This window comes from Microbacterium plantarum, from assembly GCF_035231185.1.
Taxonomy (GTDB): Bacteria; Actinomycetota; Actinomycetes; order Actinomycetales; family Microbacteriaceae; genus Microbacterium; species Microbacterium plantarum.
The window spans coordinates 2,307,916-2,322,669 of record NZ_CP141117.1 but is presented as its reverse complement, the minus strand read 5'-3'; the positions used below and the strand labels follow the sequence as shown (position 1 = coordinate 2,322,669).

Annotated in this window: 15 protein-coding genes; 13 read left to right on the top strand and 2 right to left on the bottom strand. The window is 69.3% G+C overall.

Annotation, left to right across the window (positions count from 1 at the left end):
• The 4 genes from thrC (at nt 1) to prfA (ending at nt 5,373) form a co-directional block, all read left to right on the top strand.
• On the top strand, nt 1-1,086 hold the full coding sequence (gene thrC / locus VC184_RS11185; RefSeq protein ID WP_323986165.1) for a threonine synthase: 1,086 nt from the start codon (nt 1-3) through the stop codon (nt 1,084-1,086).
• Complete coding sequence (gene thrB, locus VC184_RS11180; RefSeq protein WP_112617273.1) at nt 1,083-2,012, top strand: homoserine kinase; 930 nt, start codon at nt 1,083-1,085, stop codon at nt 2,010-2,012. The genes thrC and thrB overlap by 4 nt, the downstream gene beginning before the upstream one ends.
• Before the next feature lie 152 nt (nt 2,013-2,164).
• Nucleotides 2,165-4,294, top strand: coding sequence for a transcription termination factor Rho (rho, locus tag VC184_RS11175; RefSeq protein WP_323986163.1), 2,130 nt, complete (start codon nt 2,165-2,167; stop codon nt 4,292-4,294).
• Between the two features lie 2 nt (nt 4,295-4,296).
• Nucleotides 4,297-5,373, top strand: coding sequence for a peptide chain release factor 1 (prfA, locus tag VC184_RS11170; RefSeq protein ID WP_323986161.1), 1,077 nt, complete (start codon nt 4,297-4,299; stop codon nt 5,371-5,373).
• Between the two features lie 104 nt (nt 5,374-5,477).
• On the opposite strand, the gene epsC is transcribed toward prfA, so the two are convergent.
• Both epsC and cysK read right to left on the bottom strand, forming a co-directional pair.
• Nucleotides 5,478-6,050 carry a serine O-acetyltransferase EpsC gene (gene epsC, locus VC184_RS11165; RefSeq protein ID WP_323986160.1) on the bottom strand — a complete coding sequence of 191 codons (573 nt, stop codon included), beginning with the start codon at nt 6,048-6,050 and terminating at the stop codon, nt 5,478-5,480.
• Nucleotides 6,050-7,003: a cysteine synthase A gene (cysK, locus tag VC184_RS11160; protein ID WP_323986159.1), complete on the bottom strand. Its 954-nt coding sequence runs from the start codon at nt 7,001-7,003 to the stop codon at nt 6,050-6,052. The genes epsC and cysK overlap by 1 nt, the downstream gene beginning before the upstream one ends.
• Before the next feature lie 126 nt (nt 7,004-7,129).
• Between cysK and prmC the strand changes: the two genes are divergently transcribed.
• From prmC to atpA, 9 genes are all read left to right on the top strand, one after another.
• Nucleotides 7,130-8,011, top strand: a complete 882-nt coding sequence (prmC, locus tag VC184_RS11155; protein WP_323986157.1) for a peptide chain release factor N(5)-glutamine methyltransferase — start codon at nt 7,130-7,132, stop codon at nt 8,009-8,011.
• 34 nt (nt 8,012-8,045) lie between these two features.
• A complete protein-coding gene (locus VC184_RS11150) occupies nt 8,046-8,807 on the top strand; it encodes an L-threonylcarbamoyladenylate synthase (RefSeq protein ID WP_112617267.1) in 762 nt (253 codons plus the stop codon).
• Nucleotides 8,804-9,955: an MraY family glycosyltransferase gene (locus tag VC184_RS11145; RefSeq protein WP_112617266.1), complete on the top strand. Its 1,152-nt coding sequence runs from the start codon at nt 8,804-8,806 to the stop codon at nt 9,953-9,955. Before VC184_RS11150 ends, VC184_RS11145 begins: the two co-directional genes overlap by 4 nt.
• Nucleotides 9,952-10,410, top strand: a complete 459-nt coding sequence (locus tag VC184_RS11140; RefSeq protein WP_112617265.1) for a hypothetical protein — start codon at nt 9,952-9,954, stop codon at nt 10,408-10,410. The genes VC184_RS11145 and VC184_RS11140 overlap by 4 nt, the downstream gene beginning before the upstream one ends.
• Nucleotides 10,411-10,592: 182 nt before the next feature.
• A complete protein-coding gene (gene atpB / locus VC184_RS11135) occupies nt 10,593-11,369 on the top strand; it encodes a F0F1 ATP synthase subunit A (protein ID WP_309300110.1) in 777 nt (258 codons plus the stop codon).
• Between the two features lie 43 nt (nt 11,370-11,412).
• Nucleotides 11,413-11,652: a F0F1 ATP synthase subunit C gene (gene atpE / locus VC184_RS11130; protein WP_091502856.1), complete on the top strand. Its 240-nt coding sequence runs from the start codon at nt 11,413-11,415 to the stop codon at nt 11,650-11,652.
• A 31-nt stretch (nt 11,653-11,683) separates the two neighbouring features.
• Nucleotides 11,684-12,235, top strand: a complete 552-nt coding sequence (locus VC184_RS11125) for a F0F1 ATP synthase subunit B (protein ID WP_112617572.1) — start codon at nt 11,684-11,686, stop codon at nt 12,233-12,235.
• Complete coding sequence (locus tag VC184_RS11120; protein ID WP_112617263.1) at nt 12,235-13,023, top strand: F0F1 ATP synthase subunit delta; 789 nt, start codon at nt 12,235-12,237, stop codon at nt 13,021-13,023. The genes VC184_RS11125 and VC184_RS11120 overlap by 1 nt, the downstream gene beginning before the upstream one ends.
• Before the next feature lie 73 nt (nt 13,024-13,096).
• Nucleotides 13,097-14,737, top strand: a complete 1,641-nt coding sequence (atpA, locus tag VC184_RS11115; protein ID WP_274178794.1) for a F0F1 ATP synthase subunit alpha — start codon at nt 13,097-13,099, stop codon at nt 14,735-14,737.
• The last annotated feature ends 17 nt before the right edge of the window (nt 14,738-14,754 follow it).

Below are 14,754 nucleotides of genomic sequence, written 5' to 3'. Positions count from 1 at the left end.
ATGGCATACGTGTGGCAGGGGGTCCTGCGCGAGTTCGCCGACCGTCTCGACGTCACCGAATCGTCGACGATCGTGACGCTCGGCGAGGGCGGTACGCCGCTGGTGCCCGCTCGCGAGCTCTCGCGGCGCACCGGCGCCGACGTCTGGGTGAAGTTCGAGGGCATGAACCCGACGGGGTCGTTCAAGGACCGCGGGATGACGGTCGCGCTCTCGCGCGCCGTCGAGCGCGGGGCGAAGGCCGTCATCTGCGCCTCGACGGGCAACACGTCGGCCTCTGCTGCGGCCTACGCCGCCCACGCCGGAATCACAGCTGCCGTCCTCGTCCCGGAGGGCAAAATCGCGATGGGCAAGCTGAGTCAGGCGGTCGCGCACGGCGGCCGTCTCATCCAGATCCGCGGCAACTTCGACGATTGCCTCGAGATCGCGCGCGAACTGGCCGACCACTATCCGGTGCACCTGGTCAACTCCGTCAATCCCGATCGCATCGACGGGCAGAAGACCGCGGCGTACGAGATCGTGTCGCAGCTGGGCGACGCGCCGGACTTCCACTTCGTGCCCGTCGGCAACGCCGGCAACTACACGGCCCATGCTCGCGGCTACCGCGAGGAGGCGGCCCGCGGGGCGGCGACGCGCGTTCCGCGGATGTTCGGCTTCCAGGCCGCCGGATCGGCGCCGCTCGTCCGCGGCGAGGTCGTGAGAGACCCCGACACCATCGCGACCGCGATCCGCATCGGCAACCCGGCCTCGTGGCACCTCGCCCTCGAGGCCCGTGACGCGACGCAGGGCTGGTTCGGCGCCATCGACGACGACCGCATCCTCGCGGCGCAGAAGCTTCTCGCGAGCACGGCCGGTGTGTTCGTCGAACCCGCGTCCGCGATCACCGTCGCCGGCCTGCTCGACCGGGCCGAGGCGGGCGTCATCCCCGCGGGCTCGACCGTCGTGCTGACCGTCACCGGTCACGGCCTGAAGGACCCGCAGTGGGCCCTCCGCAACGCGGACGGCACTCAGGCCGAGCCGATCGTCGTCGACGCGGCGACGTCGGAAGTGGCATCCGTGCTCGATCTCGCGCCGGAGGCGACGGCATGACCCGCTCGGTTCAGGTGCGTGTTCCCGCGACCAGCGCCAACCTCGGTCCCGGCTTCGACACCCTGGGTCTCGCGCTCAGCGTCTACGACGAACTGATCGTCACGGAGCTGCCGGCACCCGGCCTCGAGATCACCGTCTCCGGCGAGGGAGCCGCCGACGTCCCGACGGACGCCTCGCACCTCGTCGTGCGGGCGATGGCCTACGCGTACGAGGCGTTCGGGCGGACGATGCCCGGCGTGCGCCTCGAAGCGGTCAACGCGATCCCGCACGGGCGGGGGATGGGCTCGTCGGGCGCCGCAGTCGTATCGGGACTCCTCGCGGCGAAGGGCCTCCTCGCGGGCGACGTGGAGATCGGTGCCGACGCGCTGCTGCGCCTCGCGACAGAGCTCGAGGGCCACCCGGACAACGTCGCGCCGGCCCTGTTCGGCGGCCTCACGATCGCCTGGGTCGACGAGCACGGCCCGCAGCACAAGAAGCTGCTCGTCCACCGCGGCGTCGCGCCGCTGGTGTTCGTGCCCGACTTCACGATGTCGACCTCGGTGGCGCGGGGGTTCGACCCTCTGCAGGTCACGCGCGAAGACGCGATCTTCAATCTCTCGCGTTCGGCGCTGCTCGTCGCGGCTCTCACGCAGAGCCCTGACCTGCTGTTCGCGGCCACCGAGGACAAGCTCCATCAGTCGTACCGCGCCCAGGCGATGGTCGAGACCGACAAGCTCGTCCGGGCTCTGCGTGCCGAGGGGTTCGCGGCGGTCGTGTCGGGTGCCGGCCCCAGCGTCCTGGTCCTCGCCGACGGGCCGGGGCAGCGTCTTGCGGCCGCCGAGGTGGCCGCGCATACCACAGACACCCCGTGGGACGCGCGGATGCTGGCGGTCGATGTGCGCGGTGGTATGGTGAGGGACCATACGGAGGGTTCCACACCTTTGTGATCTGAGCCTCCGTCGCAATTCTGCGAATCACCGCGAACACCCCTGATCCATACCCCGTGCCGTCGGCCGGACGCGTGTGGCAGGTGGATGGCGCCCGCCGTGGACGGCGCTGGACGCGGTTCTGTCATATCCACCGTTTAAGAGGAGCACTCGTGGAGTCCAACTCCGAGAACCCGACGATCGACGAGACCGTCGACGCCCCAGCCGAAGAGGCGACCGAGCAGCAGGATGCCGTCGTCGAGACGCCCGCTGAGGAGGCCGCCCCCGTCGAAGACGCTGCCCCCGCTGAGGAGGCCGCCCCCGTCGAAGAGGCGCCCATCGAGCAGGCGCCCGCCGAGGTGGCCGCCCCCGCCGAGGTCGCCGCCCCCGCCGAGGCGGCTGAGCCCGCCGAGAAGCCGGCGAAGGCGCCGCGCAAGCGAGCACCCCGTCGCGCGAAGAGCACGGATGCCGCGCCTGCGGCGGCCGCTGACGAGACCCCGGCCGCCGCCTCCGAGGCAGCAACGGAGCTCTCCGCCGCCACCGATGCGTCGGCCACCGCCGATGCTCCCGCAGCCGACGCCGTCGCCGCCGACGCGCAGCCGGCTGCGGATGAGAGCGCGTCTGACGCCACGGCCGAGGCCGTCGAGGCGGAGCCCGCGGAGGCGCCGAAGAAGCCGGCGCGAGGCCGTGGCCGCGGACGCAATGCCAAGAAGGAGGCCGAGGCCGAGGCTGAAGCCGCCCCCGCGGGCGATGCGGCCACCGAATCCGCTGACGCTCCGTCTGCGGAGGGTGCCGTCGACGCTCCCGCCGAGCAGGCGCCGGACGCCGACGCCTCCTCCGACGACTCGTCGAAGTCCGACTCCGGCGAGGGCGAAGGCGAGTCGACCGGCCGTTCGCGCAGCCGTTCGCGCAGCCGCAACCGCAACCGCAACAAGGACAACGCGCAGGGCAGCCAGGGCCAGGCCGGCCAGAACCAGGGCGGCAACCAGAACCAGGGTGGCAACGGCCAGGGCGGCAACAACAACGCCGCCGATGATGACGACGCCTCGGGACAGAACGGTCGGGGACGTCAGCGCAACAAGCGCCGCGGCCAGGGCAGCGGCGACGAGTTCGAGACCGAGATCAACGAGGACGACGTCCTCATCCCGATCGCCGGCGTGCTCGACGTTCTCGACAACTACGCCTTCGTGCGCACGACCGGCTACCTCCCCGGTACGCAGGATGTCTACGTCTCGCTCGGACAGGTGAAGAAGTACAACCTGCGCAAGGGTGACGCGGTCGTCGGCGCGATCAAGCAGCCGCGCGAGGGCGAGCAGTCGAGCCGTCAGAAGTACAACGCGCTGGTCAAGGTCGACTCGATCAACGGCCTGTCCGTCGAGGACGCCGCCGACCGGGTCGAGTTCGGCAAGCTGACGCCGCTGTACCCGCAGGAGCGTCTGCGCCTCGAGACCGGCCCCGAGAAGCTGACCCAGCGCATCATCGACCTCGTCGCTCCCATCGGCAAGGGCCAGCGCGGTCTCATCGTCGCACCGCCCAAGGCCGGCAAGACGATCGTGCTGCAGCAGATCGCGGGCGCGATCGCGCAGAACAACCCCGAGGTCCACCTCATGGTCGTGCTGGTCGACGAGCGGCCCGAAGAGGTCACCGACATGCAGCGCACGGTGAAGGGCGAGGTCATCGCCTCGACCTTCGACCGTCCCGCCGAGGACCACACGACCGTCGCCGAGCTCGCGATCGAGCGCGCCAAGCGTCTCGTCGAGCTCGGCCGCGACGTGGTCGTGCTGCTCGACTCGATCACGCGCCTCGGTCGCGCCTACAACCTGTCGGCCCCGACGTCGGGCCGCGTCCTGACCGGTGGTGTCGACGCTTCGGCGCTGTACCCGCCGAAGCGCTTCTTCGGTGCAGCGCGCAACATCGAGAACGGCGGCTCGCTCACGATTCTCGCGACGGCGCTGGTGGAGACCGGCTCCAAGATGGACGAGGTCATCTTCGAAGAGTTCAAGGGCACGGGCAACAGCGAGCTGCGCCTGTCGCGTCAGCTGGCCGACAAGCGCATCTTCCCCGCCGTCGACGTCAACGCCTCCTCGACGCGTCGTGAAGAGATGCTGCTCTCCTCCGACGAGGTCAAGATCACGTGGAAGCTGCGCCGTGCCCTCGCGGGTCTCGACCAGCAGCACGCGCTGGGCGTCATCCTCGACAAGCTCAAGGAGACGCAGTCCAACGTCGAGTTCCTCGTGCAGATGCAGAAGTCGATCCCGGCGCCGACCACGCACTCCGGCGGGCACGACAACAGCATCCGCTGATCGTGTTCGAGTCGGTCCGGGGGCTGCTCGACGAGCACCGCGCGGTTCAGGAGGAGCTCTCCGACCCCGCGGTGCACGCCGACGCTGCGCGCGCGAAGCGCGCGAACCGGCGGTACGCCGAGCTGTCGCGGATCGTCGCGGCCCACGACGCGTGGGTCGCGGCATCCGACGATCTCGCGGCGGCTCGCGAGCTCGCCCGCGAGGACGAGGCCTTCGCCGCGGAAGTGCCCGCGCTCGAGGAGGGGCTGCGCGAGGCGCAGGAGCGGCTTCGCCGTCTGCTCATCCCGCGCGATCCCGACGACGCCCGTGACGTCATCATGGAGATCAAGCAGGGCGAAGGGGGAGCGGAGTCCGCTCTCTTCGCCGCCGACCTGCTGCGGATGTACATGCAGTACGCCGCCTCGCGCGGATGGAAGACCGAGCTGCTCGAGCGCAACGAGTCCGACCTCGGCGGGTACAAGGACGTCCAGGTCGCCATCAAGGGCTCGTCGTCCGACCCGTCGCAGGGGGTGTGGGCCCACCTGAAGTACGAGGGCGGGGTGCACCGCGTGCAGCGTGTGCCCGCCACCGAGTCGCAGGGGCGCATCCACACCTCGACGACCGGCGTGCTCGTGTTCCCCGAGGTCGATGAGCCCGAAGAGATCACCATCGACCCGAACGACCTGAAGATCGACGTCTTCCGTTCGTCCGGCCCGGGCGGGCAGTCGGTCAACACGACCGACTCGGCCGTCCGCATCACCCACGTGCCGACGGGCATCGTCGTCTCGATGCAGAACGAGAAGAGCCAGCTGCAGAACCGCGAGGCCGGCATGCGCGTACTGCGCGCCCGGCTGCTCGCGAAGCAGCAGGAGGAACGGGATGCCGCGGCATCCGACGCCCGCCGCTCGCAGATCCGCGGGATGGACCGGTCCGAGCGCATCCGCACGTACAACTTCCCCGAGAACCGCATCGCCGATCATCGGACCGGGTACAAGGCCTACAACCTCGATCAGGTGATGGACGGCGCCCTCGCGCCGGTCATCGACAGCTGCATCGCCGCCGACGAAGAGGCCCGCTTGGCGGCTCTCGCCGACGACTGAGCCCCGCTCCTCCTCCCGCCGGCGCGTCGACTCGCCGGGATCTGCGGATCCGTCCGGCCCCGCACCCGCCGTTTCTGGCGAGCCGACGGGGCAGAGGGGGGGAGTCAGATGTGGTACTCGGGGGCGGTCAGGACGGCGCGGGTGTCCTCGCCCTCGCGGCGGACACGCGGCCGGGCGGGGACGCCGACGAGCACCGAGTCGGCCGGGGCATCCTTCGTGACGACCGCATTGGCGCCGACGACGCTTCGGGCGCCGATCGTGATCGGACCGAGGATCTTCGCGCCGGCGCCGACGGCGACGCCGTCCTGGAGGGTGGGATGCCGCTTGCCGGCATGACGGGTGCGGCCGCCGAGGGTGACCCCGTGGTAGAGCATGACGTCGTCACCGATGACGGCGGTCTCGCCGATCACGACGCCCATGCCGTGGTCGATGAAGAACCGGCGGCCGATGCGCGCCCCCGGGTGGATCTCGATCCCCGTGAGCCAGCGGGTCAGCTGCGACCCGGCGCGCGCGAGGAAACGCGCGCGCCGGAGCCACAGCCGATGCGTGATGCGGTACGACCAGACCGCGTGCAGCCCCGGGTACAGCAGCGCGATCTCGATGCCGCTGCGAGCCGCGGGATCGCGGAGCTTCGCGGCGGCCAGGTCTTCGCGGATGCGTGCTCGGAGCCTTCCCATCAGTCTTCGCGCAGGTCCTCGAACAGCGGGGTCGAGAGGTAGCGCTCACCGAACGAGGGGATGATCACGACGATGTTCTTGCCCTCGGACTCGGGACGTGCCGCGACCTGGAGCGCGGCCCAGACGGCGGCTCCCGACGAGATGCCGACGAGGATGCCCTCCTTCTGCGCCACCTCGCGCGCGACGCGGACAGCGTCGTCGAAGGTGACGTCCTGCACCTCGTCGATGACGCCCTGGTCGAGGATCGGCGGGATGAAGTTGGGCCCGATGCCCTGGATCTTGTGGGGGCCGGGCTTTCCCTCCGTCAGGAGGGGCGAGTCCTTCGGCTCGACCGCGACGACCTTCACATCGGCGACGCGCTCCTTGAGCACCTGGCCGACGCCGGTGATGGTGCCGCCCGTGCCGATGCCGGCGACGAAGCAGCCCACCTGGCCATCGGTGTCGCGAAGGATCTCCTCCGCGGTCGTGCGGCGGTGGATGTCGGGGTTGGCCTCGTTGGCGAACTGCTTCGCGAGGACGGCGCCCGGCGTCTCGGCGGCGATCTTCTCCGCCTCCGACACGGCGCCCTTCATGCCCAGCGACGGGTCGGTGAGCACGAGCTCGGCGCCGTAGGCCTTGAGCAGGAGGCGACGCTCCATCGACATGGAGGAAGGCATCGTGAGGATGACGCGGTAGCCCCGCGCCGCGCCGACCATCGCCAGGGCGATGCCGGTGTTGCCGCTCGTGCCCTCGACGATCGTGCCGCCGGGCTGCAGAGCACCGGCCTTCTCGGCCGCATCCACGATGGCGATGCCGAGACGGTCCTTGACGGATGACGCGGGGTTGTAGAACTCGAGCTTCGCGAGCACCGTGCCCGGCAGGCCCTCGCTGACGCGGTTCAACCGCACGAGAGGCGTGTTGCCGTACGCGGTGGTGATGTCGGGGTGGATGCCGTGAGTGACCGGGTCGGACATGTCTGCCTTTCGGGTTTTCGAGCGGATGCCGCGTCGCGGCGGGATCGTCGCCCCAGCCTATTGTCGCCCTTCGCCACGGGAGCCGAATGTGACGAATCCGCACTCGTGATTAGGCTTGTCGGCGCCATGAGCACCGCGCCCCTTCCCGCACCGACCCTGACCGAGGTCCTGCGTGCCGCGACCGCCGAGCTCGAGGCCGCCTTCGTCCCGACCCCGCAGGTCGACGCCGAGCTCCTCGCCGCACACGTCCTGGGAGTCGGCCGCGGCGAGCTGTCGGCCGCCGTCTTCCGCGGCGATGCGATCGGCGCCGAGGATGCCGCGCGACTGGCTGAACTGGTCGCGCGTCGCGCGTCGCGCGAGCCCCTGCAGCATCTGACCGGCGTCGCGCCGTTCCGCCACCTCGAGCTCCGCGTCGGCCCCGGTGTGTTCGTGCCGCGCCCCGAGACGGAGTCGGTCGCTCAGATCGCGATCGACCTGCTGCGCGCGGCGGCCGGCCCCGAGCCCGTCGCGGTCGACCTGGGCACCGGTTCGGGAGCGATCGCCCTCGCTCTGGCGACAGAGGTGCCGCACGCACGCGTCTACGCCGCCGAGAATTCCGTCGACGCGTTCATCTGGACGAAGGAGAACTTCGCCCTCGTCGGGGCTCCGAACGCCCGCCTCGCCTTCATCGACCTCGAGCGCGCGTTCCCGGAGCTCGACGGCACCGTCTCGGTGCTCGTGTCGAACCCGCCGTACGTGCCCGACGACGCGATCCCGCGCGATCCCGAAGTGCGGCTGTGGGACCCGCCGGCGGCGCTCTACGGCGGCGCGGACGGCCTGGACGTCGTGCGGACCCTGTCGCGCGTCGGGCTCCGCCTGGTGCACCCCGGGGGCAGCATCGTCATCGAGCATGGCGAGCTGCAGGGGGCCGCGATCCGCGGCATCCTGGCCTCCGACGGGTGGTCGGCGACCGCGACGCATCCCGACCTCACGATGCGCGACCGCACCACGACGGCCATCCGCTCCTGAGTGCGGCCGGGGTCCGCCGTACACTGGAGCGGTCATGTCTCCCGTTTTCGACTGCCGCGACGAGACCCAGGTCCTCCCCGGCATGCGCCAGGCGCGCCAGGCCATCGGTCGCGGCGATCTCATCGTCCTGCCCACCGACACCGTCTACGGTGTCGCCGCCGACGCCTTCAGCGCCTCGGCCGTCGCCAAGCTGCTCGCCGCGAAGGGACGGGGTCGTCAGTCGCCGCCCCCGGTGCTCGTCGCCGGCATCGCGACGATGCGCGCGCTCGTGGCCGAGGTCCCCGAGCCCGTCGAACGGCTCGTCGAGGCCTTCTGGCCGGGCGGCCTGACGATCGTCCTGCCGGCACAGCCGTCGCTGTCGTGGGATCTGGGGGAGACCCGCGGGACCGTCGCCGTGCGCATGCCCGCCGACAGGTTCGCCCTGGAGCTCCTGGAGGAGTGCGGGCCCTTGGCCGTCTCGAGTGCGAACCTCACCAAGATGAACGCCGCCGTCACGATCGACGACGCGGTGCGGATGCTGGGCGACAGCGTGTCGGTCTATCTCGACGGCGGCCCCGCGGCGACCGGCGTCGCATCGACGATCATCGACGCGACGCCCCTCGTCGGCCCCGACCCCGCCCCGGTGCGCGTGCTGCGTGACGGGGCGGTCACACGTGAGGCTCTGCGCGACGTCCTCGGCGACCTGCTCGAGCCCGACGTCGAGCCGGAGCATGCCGAGGCGGCGAATCGCACGCCCATGGAGTCGGGCTCGGCCGGTGTCACCGGCGGAGAGACCGCCGGCGGCAGCGTCGCGTGAGGCTCTACCTGGCCACCTTCGTGGTCACGGCCCTCGTCACCTTCGGGCTGACCTGGCTCGTGCTGAGGGTGAGTCTGCGCTACAAGCTCTATCCGGAGATCCGCGAGCGCGACGTCCACAAGACACCGACACCGAGGCTCGGCGGCGTCGGGATGTTCCTCGGCGCCACCGCCGTCATCCTGACTTCGTCGCAGATTCCCTTCTTCTCGATCTTCTGGGCCAGACCCGAGCCCATCTGGGCCATCCTGGCGGCGACCGCCCTCATCGTCGTCGTCGGCGTCGCCGACGACCTGTGGGACCTCGACTGGCTCATCAAGCTCGGCGCGCAGTTCGGCGCCGCAGCGATCGTGGTCGGGTTCGGGGGCGTGCAGATGTACACGATCCCGCTCGGCGGGCAGACTGTCGTCTCGAGCGCCGCGAGCTTCACGATCACGGTCTTCTCGATCGTCGTCGTGATGAACGCCGTCAACTTCATCGACGGTCTCGACGGCCTCGTGGCGGGCGTGGCACTGATCGCGAACGGGGTGTTCTTCACTTACACCTACCTGCTCGGTCGCGACTTCGGTGCGAGCAGCTACGCGAACCTCGCCTCCTTCCTCGCCGTGGTGCTGCTCGGGGTCTGCGCGGGCTTCCTGCCGCTGAACTGGAACCCTGCGAAGCTGTTCATGGGCGACTCCGGAGCGCTCATGATCGGGTTGCTCATGAGCTGCTCGGCCATCCTCGTCACGGGCACCCTCGTCCCGGCCACGGGTGACAACGACGTGTTCGGCCGCTCGCAGCTGCTGGGTGCGTTCATCCCCATCCTGCTGCCGGTCGTCGTGGTCCTCCTGCCGCTGCTCGACTTCGGGATGGCGGTCATCCGCCGCATGTCCCGGGGTAAGTCGCCGTTCTCGCCCGACCGCAAGCATCTCCATCACCGCATGCTCGACATGGGTCACAGCGACCGCGACGCCGTCCTGATCTTCTACGCCTGGACCACGGTTGTCAGCCTCTCGGTGCTGCTGATGTACATCGGCACGACCGCCGCCTGGCCGGGGGACTACCTCTTCGGCCTCGGCTTCCTCATCCTCGGCGTCGCCGCGTGCCTCGTCGTCACCCTGATCCCCGCTCGGTCCGCGCGGGATGCCTCACCCGTGGAGAACTCATGAATCAGAAGACCCTCTCGAGCACGCCGATCCTGCGTGCCGCGCTCACCTGGGGCCTCATCGTCGGTGCCGTCGTCGCTGTCGTCGCCGCCGTCGCGGGCGCGGTCGTCGCCGGACCCGAGGGTGCGTGGAGCGGAGTGATCGGTGCGGCGGTGGGAGTCATCTTCCCCGCACTCACCGCGCTCAGCATCCTGATCGCCAACCGGTGGTACGGGCAGGACACGTTCCTGCCGATCTACTTCGGCATCGTGATGGGCGGCTGGGTGGTCAAGTTCGCCCTCGTGCTCGTGGCGCTCCTGGTCATCAGCCGCATCGAGTGGATCGTGTCGCCGATGTTCTTCTTCGCCCTGGTGGCTGCGGCGATCGGCGCGATCACCGTCGATCTCGTCGTGATGGCGCGGATGCGACTGCCGCACGTATCGGACACGACGCTGCCGGAGACGAACCCCGAAGTCTGACGTCCAGGCATTCGGATGACGGGCAGTGCCCGGTTGTTTGATAGGCTGACACAGCACTTCACGGATGGTGGGCAGCGGCGACGCTGAGGCCCCGTGGAGATCTCTTCTCATACTTACCGAGCTGGTTCACGCTGGCACGAGAAGCTGGAGCCAACCCGTTGACTCAAGCGGCAATGATCGCCATGGCGGCCGACAACGAATTCCACCCGCCCTCCATCAGCGACTTCTTCCCTGAGGTCCTGCTCTTCGAAGGCACTCCGTTCGCGTTCACGCGGATCTCGATGGTGCAGTTGATCGCGACCGCGGTGCTGGTGCTCATCCTCGTGATCGGCGCACGGCGCATGACCGTCGTGCCGGGACGCTTCCAGAGCGTGCTCGAGCTGGGCTTCGGCTTCGTGCGCGAGCAGGTCGCCTATCAGGTCCTGGGCGAGAAGGACGGCAAGCGGTTCCTTCCGATCCTGACGTCGCTGTTCTTCGGGATCCTCTTCCTGAACCTCACGGGCATCATCCCGTTCCTCAACATCGCGGGCACCGCGGTCGCGGGCGCGCCGCTGATGTTCGCGCTGGTCGCATACGTCGTCTTCGTCTACGCCGGCCTCAAGAAGCACGGCCTCGGACGTTTCCTGAAGAACTCGCTCGTGCCGAGCGGTGTGCCGATCGTGATCGTGCCGCTGATCGCCCTGATCGAGCTCATCTCGATCTTCGTCGCGCGGCCCTTCTCGCTGTTCCTGCGACTGCTCGCCAACATGATGGTCGGCCACCTCATGCTCGTGCTGTTCTTCGCAGCCACCCAGTTCTTCCTGATGAGCTTCAACTGGTTCTCGATCCTGTCGGCCGGTACCCTCGCGATGGGTTTCGCCTTCACCCTGTTCGAGATCTTCGTTGCCGCCCTGCAGGCATACATCTTCACCATCCTGACCGCGGTCTACATCCAGCTCGCTGTCGCCGAAGAGCACTGACGATCAGCCACCCGGCTGCTCGCCCTACGAAAGGAAAAATCCAGTGGACGCTACGACGATCCTTGCCGCCGTCACCGGAAACATCGCAACCGTCGGCTACGGCCTCGCCGCCATCGGTCCGGCCATCGGCCTCGGCATCATGATCGGCAAGACCATCGAGTCGACGGCCCGTCAGCCCGAGCTCGCCGGTCGCCTCCAGGTGACGATGTTCATCGGTATCGGCCTCATCGAGATCCTCGCGCTGATCGGCATCGCCACGCCGTTCATCTTCAACGCGCTCTGATCCGCTCGTCATTCACCAAGAGGGAGGCATGATGGTCGACGCACTGCTCACCGTCGCCGCCGAAGAGGGCTCCGGCAACCCGCTGCTGCCCGCCTACTACGACATCATCTGGTCGGGCGTCTGCTTCGTCATCATCGTTCTCGTCGTCGTCTTCTACGCGCTGCCCCGTGTCACCACGGTGCTCGACGCGCGCAGCGCGGCCATCGAGGGCAACATCGCCAAGGCTGACGAGGCGCAGCGCAAGGCGGAGGCAGCGCTCGAGGAGTACACCGCTCAGCTGGCCGAGGCCCGCAAGGAGGCCGGTGAGATCCGCGACGCCGCTCGCGAGGACGGTCGCAAGATCGTCAGCGAGGCGAAGCAGAACGCATCGGCCGAGGCCGAGCGTCTCACCGCTGCCGCGCACACGCAGATCGAGGCCGAGCGCCAGGCTGCCGTCGTCTCGCTGCGCAGCGAGGTCGGCACGCTCGCTCTCGACCTGGCCGGCGGCGTCATCGGCGAGACCCTGTCCGACGACCAGAAGGCGCAGGCCGTCGTCGACCGCTTCCTCAGCGAGCTCGAGGCTTCTGAGAAGGCGTCGAACTGATGGGCAGCGCGACCACTCAGGCACTCGTCGCGACGACGGCGGCCATCGCCGAGACCCCCGGGCTCACGCTCGACGTGTCCGGTGAGCTGTTCGTCGCGGCGCGGGCTCTGGCGGACTCGCCGCAGCTGAGCGGCGCGCTGACGGACAACGCGGCTTCGCCGCAGGCTCGCGACAAGGTCGTCGGCGACGTGTTCGGTCCGGCCTTCGCGGCGCAGACCGTGTCGCTGCTGCGCACAGCCGTCGCGCAGCGCTGGTCCTCGGTCGACGACTTCGTCGACGCCGTCGAGGAACTGGCGATCCGCGCCGCAGCCGTCGCCGATCAGGGCGATCTCGAGAACGAGCTGTTCGGTGTGCTGCACACCGTGTCGGCGAACCCCGAGCTCGAGCTCGCTCTCGGCAGCAGGCTGGGGGAGGCCTCGGCCAAGGGGGCTCTCATCGAGCGCCTTCTCGACGGGCGTTTCGGTGCCGCAACGCGTCTGATCGCTTCGTCGATCGTGCAGCGTCCGCGTGAGCGCCGTGTGCGGCAGCTGCTCGAGCGGGCGATCCGCATCGTCTCGGACCAGCGCGGCCGCGTCGTCGCGAGCGTTCGCACGGCGACCGCTCTCAGCGATCAGCAGCGCGCCCGCCTCGCCGAGACCCTCTCGAACCGCTACGGCACGCCCGTCGCGCTCAACCTCGTCGTCGACCCCGCGGTCGTCGGGGGGCTGCGCATCGAGATCGGCGACGACGTGATCGACGCGACCGTCGCCTCTCGCCTCTCCGATCTCCGCCAGCGACTGGCGGGCTGACCCACCTCACCGCCCGCAGGGGCGCACCGGCCGGATGCATCCGGACCCTCAGACTCAGGACCGAAGGAACACCATGGCAGAACTGTCCATCAGCCCGGATGTCATCCGTGACGCGCTGAAAGACTTCGTCGCCGCGTACGAGCCCACCGGGGCCGCCGCGACCGAGGTCGGCACCGTCGTCGACGCGGCCGACGGCATCGCCCACGTCGAGGGTCTGCCCGGCGTCATGGCGAACGAGCTCGTCCGCTTCGAGAACGGCGTCGAGGGCCTCGCGCAGAACCTCGACGAGCACGAGATCGGTGTCGTCGTCCTCGGCGACTTCGCCGGTATCCAGGCGGGCCAGAAGGTCACGCGAACCGGTGAGGTGCTCTCGGTCGGAGTCGGCGAGGGCTACCTCGGCCGTGTCGTCGACCCGCTCGGCAACCCGATCGACGGTCTCGGCGAGATCGCCACGACCGGCCGTCGCGCACTCGAACTGCAGGCGCCCGGCGTCATGCAGCGCAAGTCGGTCCACGAGCCGATGCAGACCGGCATCAAAGCCATCGACGCCATGATCCCCGTCGGCCGCGGTCAGCGTCAGCTGATCATCGGCGACCGCCAGACCGGCAAGACGGCCATCGCGATCGACACGATCATCAACCAGAAGGCCAACTGGGAGTCGGGCGACGTCAACAAGCAGGTCCGCTGCATCTACGTCGCGATCGGCCAGAAGGGCTCGACCATCGCTTCGGTGAAGGGCGCGCTCGAGGACGCCGGTGCCATGGAGTACACGACGATCGTCGCGGCTCCCGCATCCGACCCCGCCGGCTTCAAGTACCTCGCTCCGTACACCGGCTCGGCCATCGGCCAGCACTGGATGTACGAGGGCAAGCACGTCCTGATCATCTTCGACGACCTGTCGAAGCAGGCCGAGGCCTACCGTGCGGTCTCGCTGCTGCTGCGCCGTCCGCCGGGCCGCGAGGCGTACCCCGGTGACGTCTTCTACCTGCACTCGCGTCTGCTCGAGCGTTGCGCGAAGCTCTCCGACGACCTGGGTGCCGGATCGATGACGGGTCTGCCCATCATCGAGACCAAGGCCAACGACGTCTCGGCGTACATCCCGACCAACGTGATCTCGATCACCGACGGCCAGATCTTCCTGCAGTCCGACCTGTTCAACGCCAACCAGCGTCCGGCGGTCGACGTGGGCATCTCGGTGTCGCGCGTCGGCGGTGACGCTCAGGTCAAGTCGATCAAGAAGGTCTCGGGAACGCTGAAGCTCGAGCTCGCTCAGTACCGCTCGCTCGAGGCGTTCGCGATGTTCGCGTCGGACCTCGACGCCGCGTCGCGTCGTCAGCTGGCTCGCGGTGCGCGTCTGACCGAGCTGCTCAAGCAGCCGCAGTACTCGCCGTACCCCGTCGAGGAGCAGGTCGTCTCGATCTGGGCCGGCACCAACGGCAAGCTCGACACGATCGAGGTCGAGGACGTCCTGACCTTCGAGCGCGAGCTGCTCGACTACCTCAAGCGCAACACGTCGATCCTCGACACGCTGCGTGAGACGAACGTGCTGGGCGATGACACCGTCGCCGAGCTCGAGAAGGTCGTCGACGAGTTCGTGCTCGAGTTCCAGGGCGGAAAGGGCCAGGCCATCAACAAGCCGGGCCACGAGGAGACCGCTGCCGCCGAGGCCGACGACGTGAACCAGGAGCAGATCGTCAAGGGCCGCCGCGGCTGACGCGGAGGACGACACAC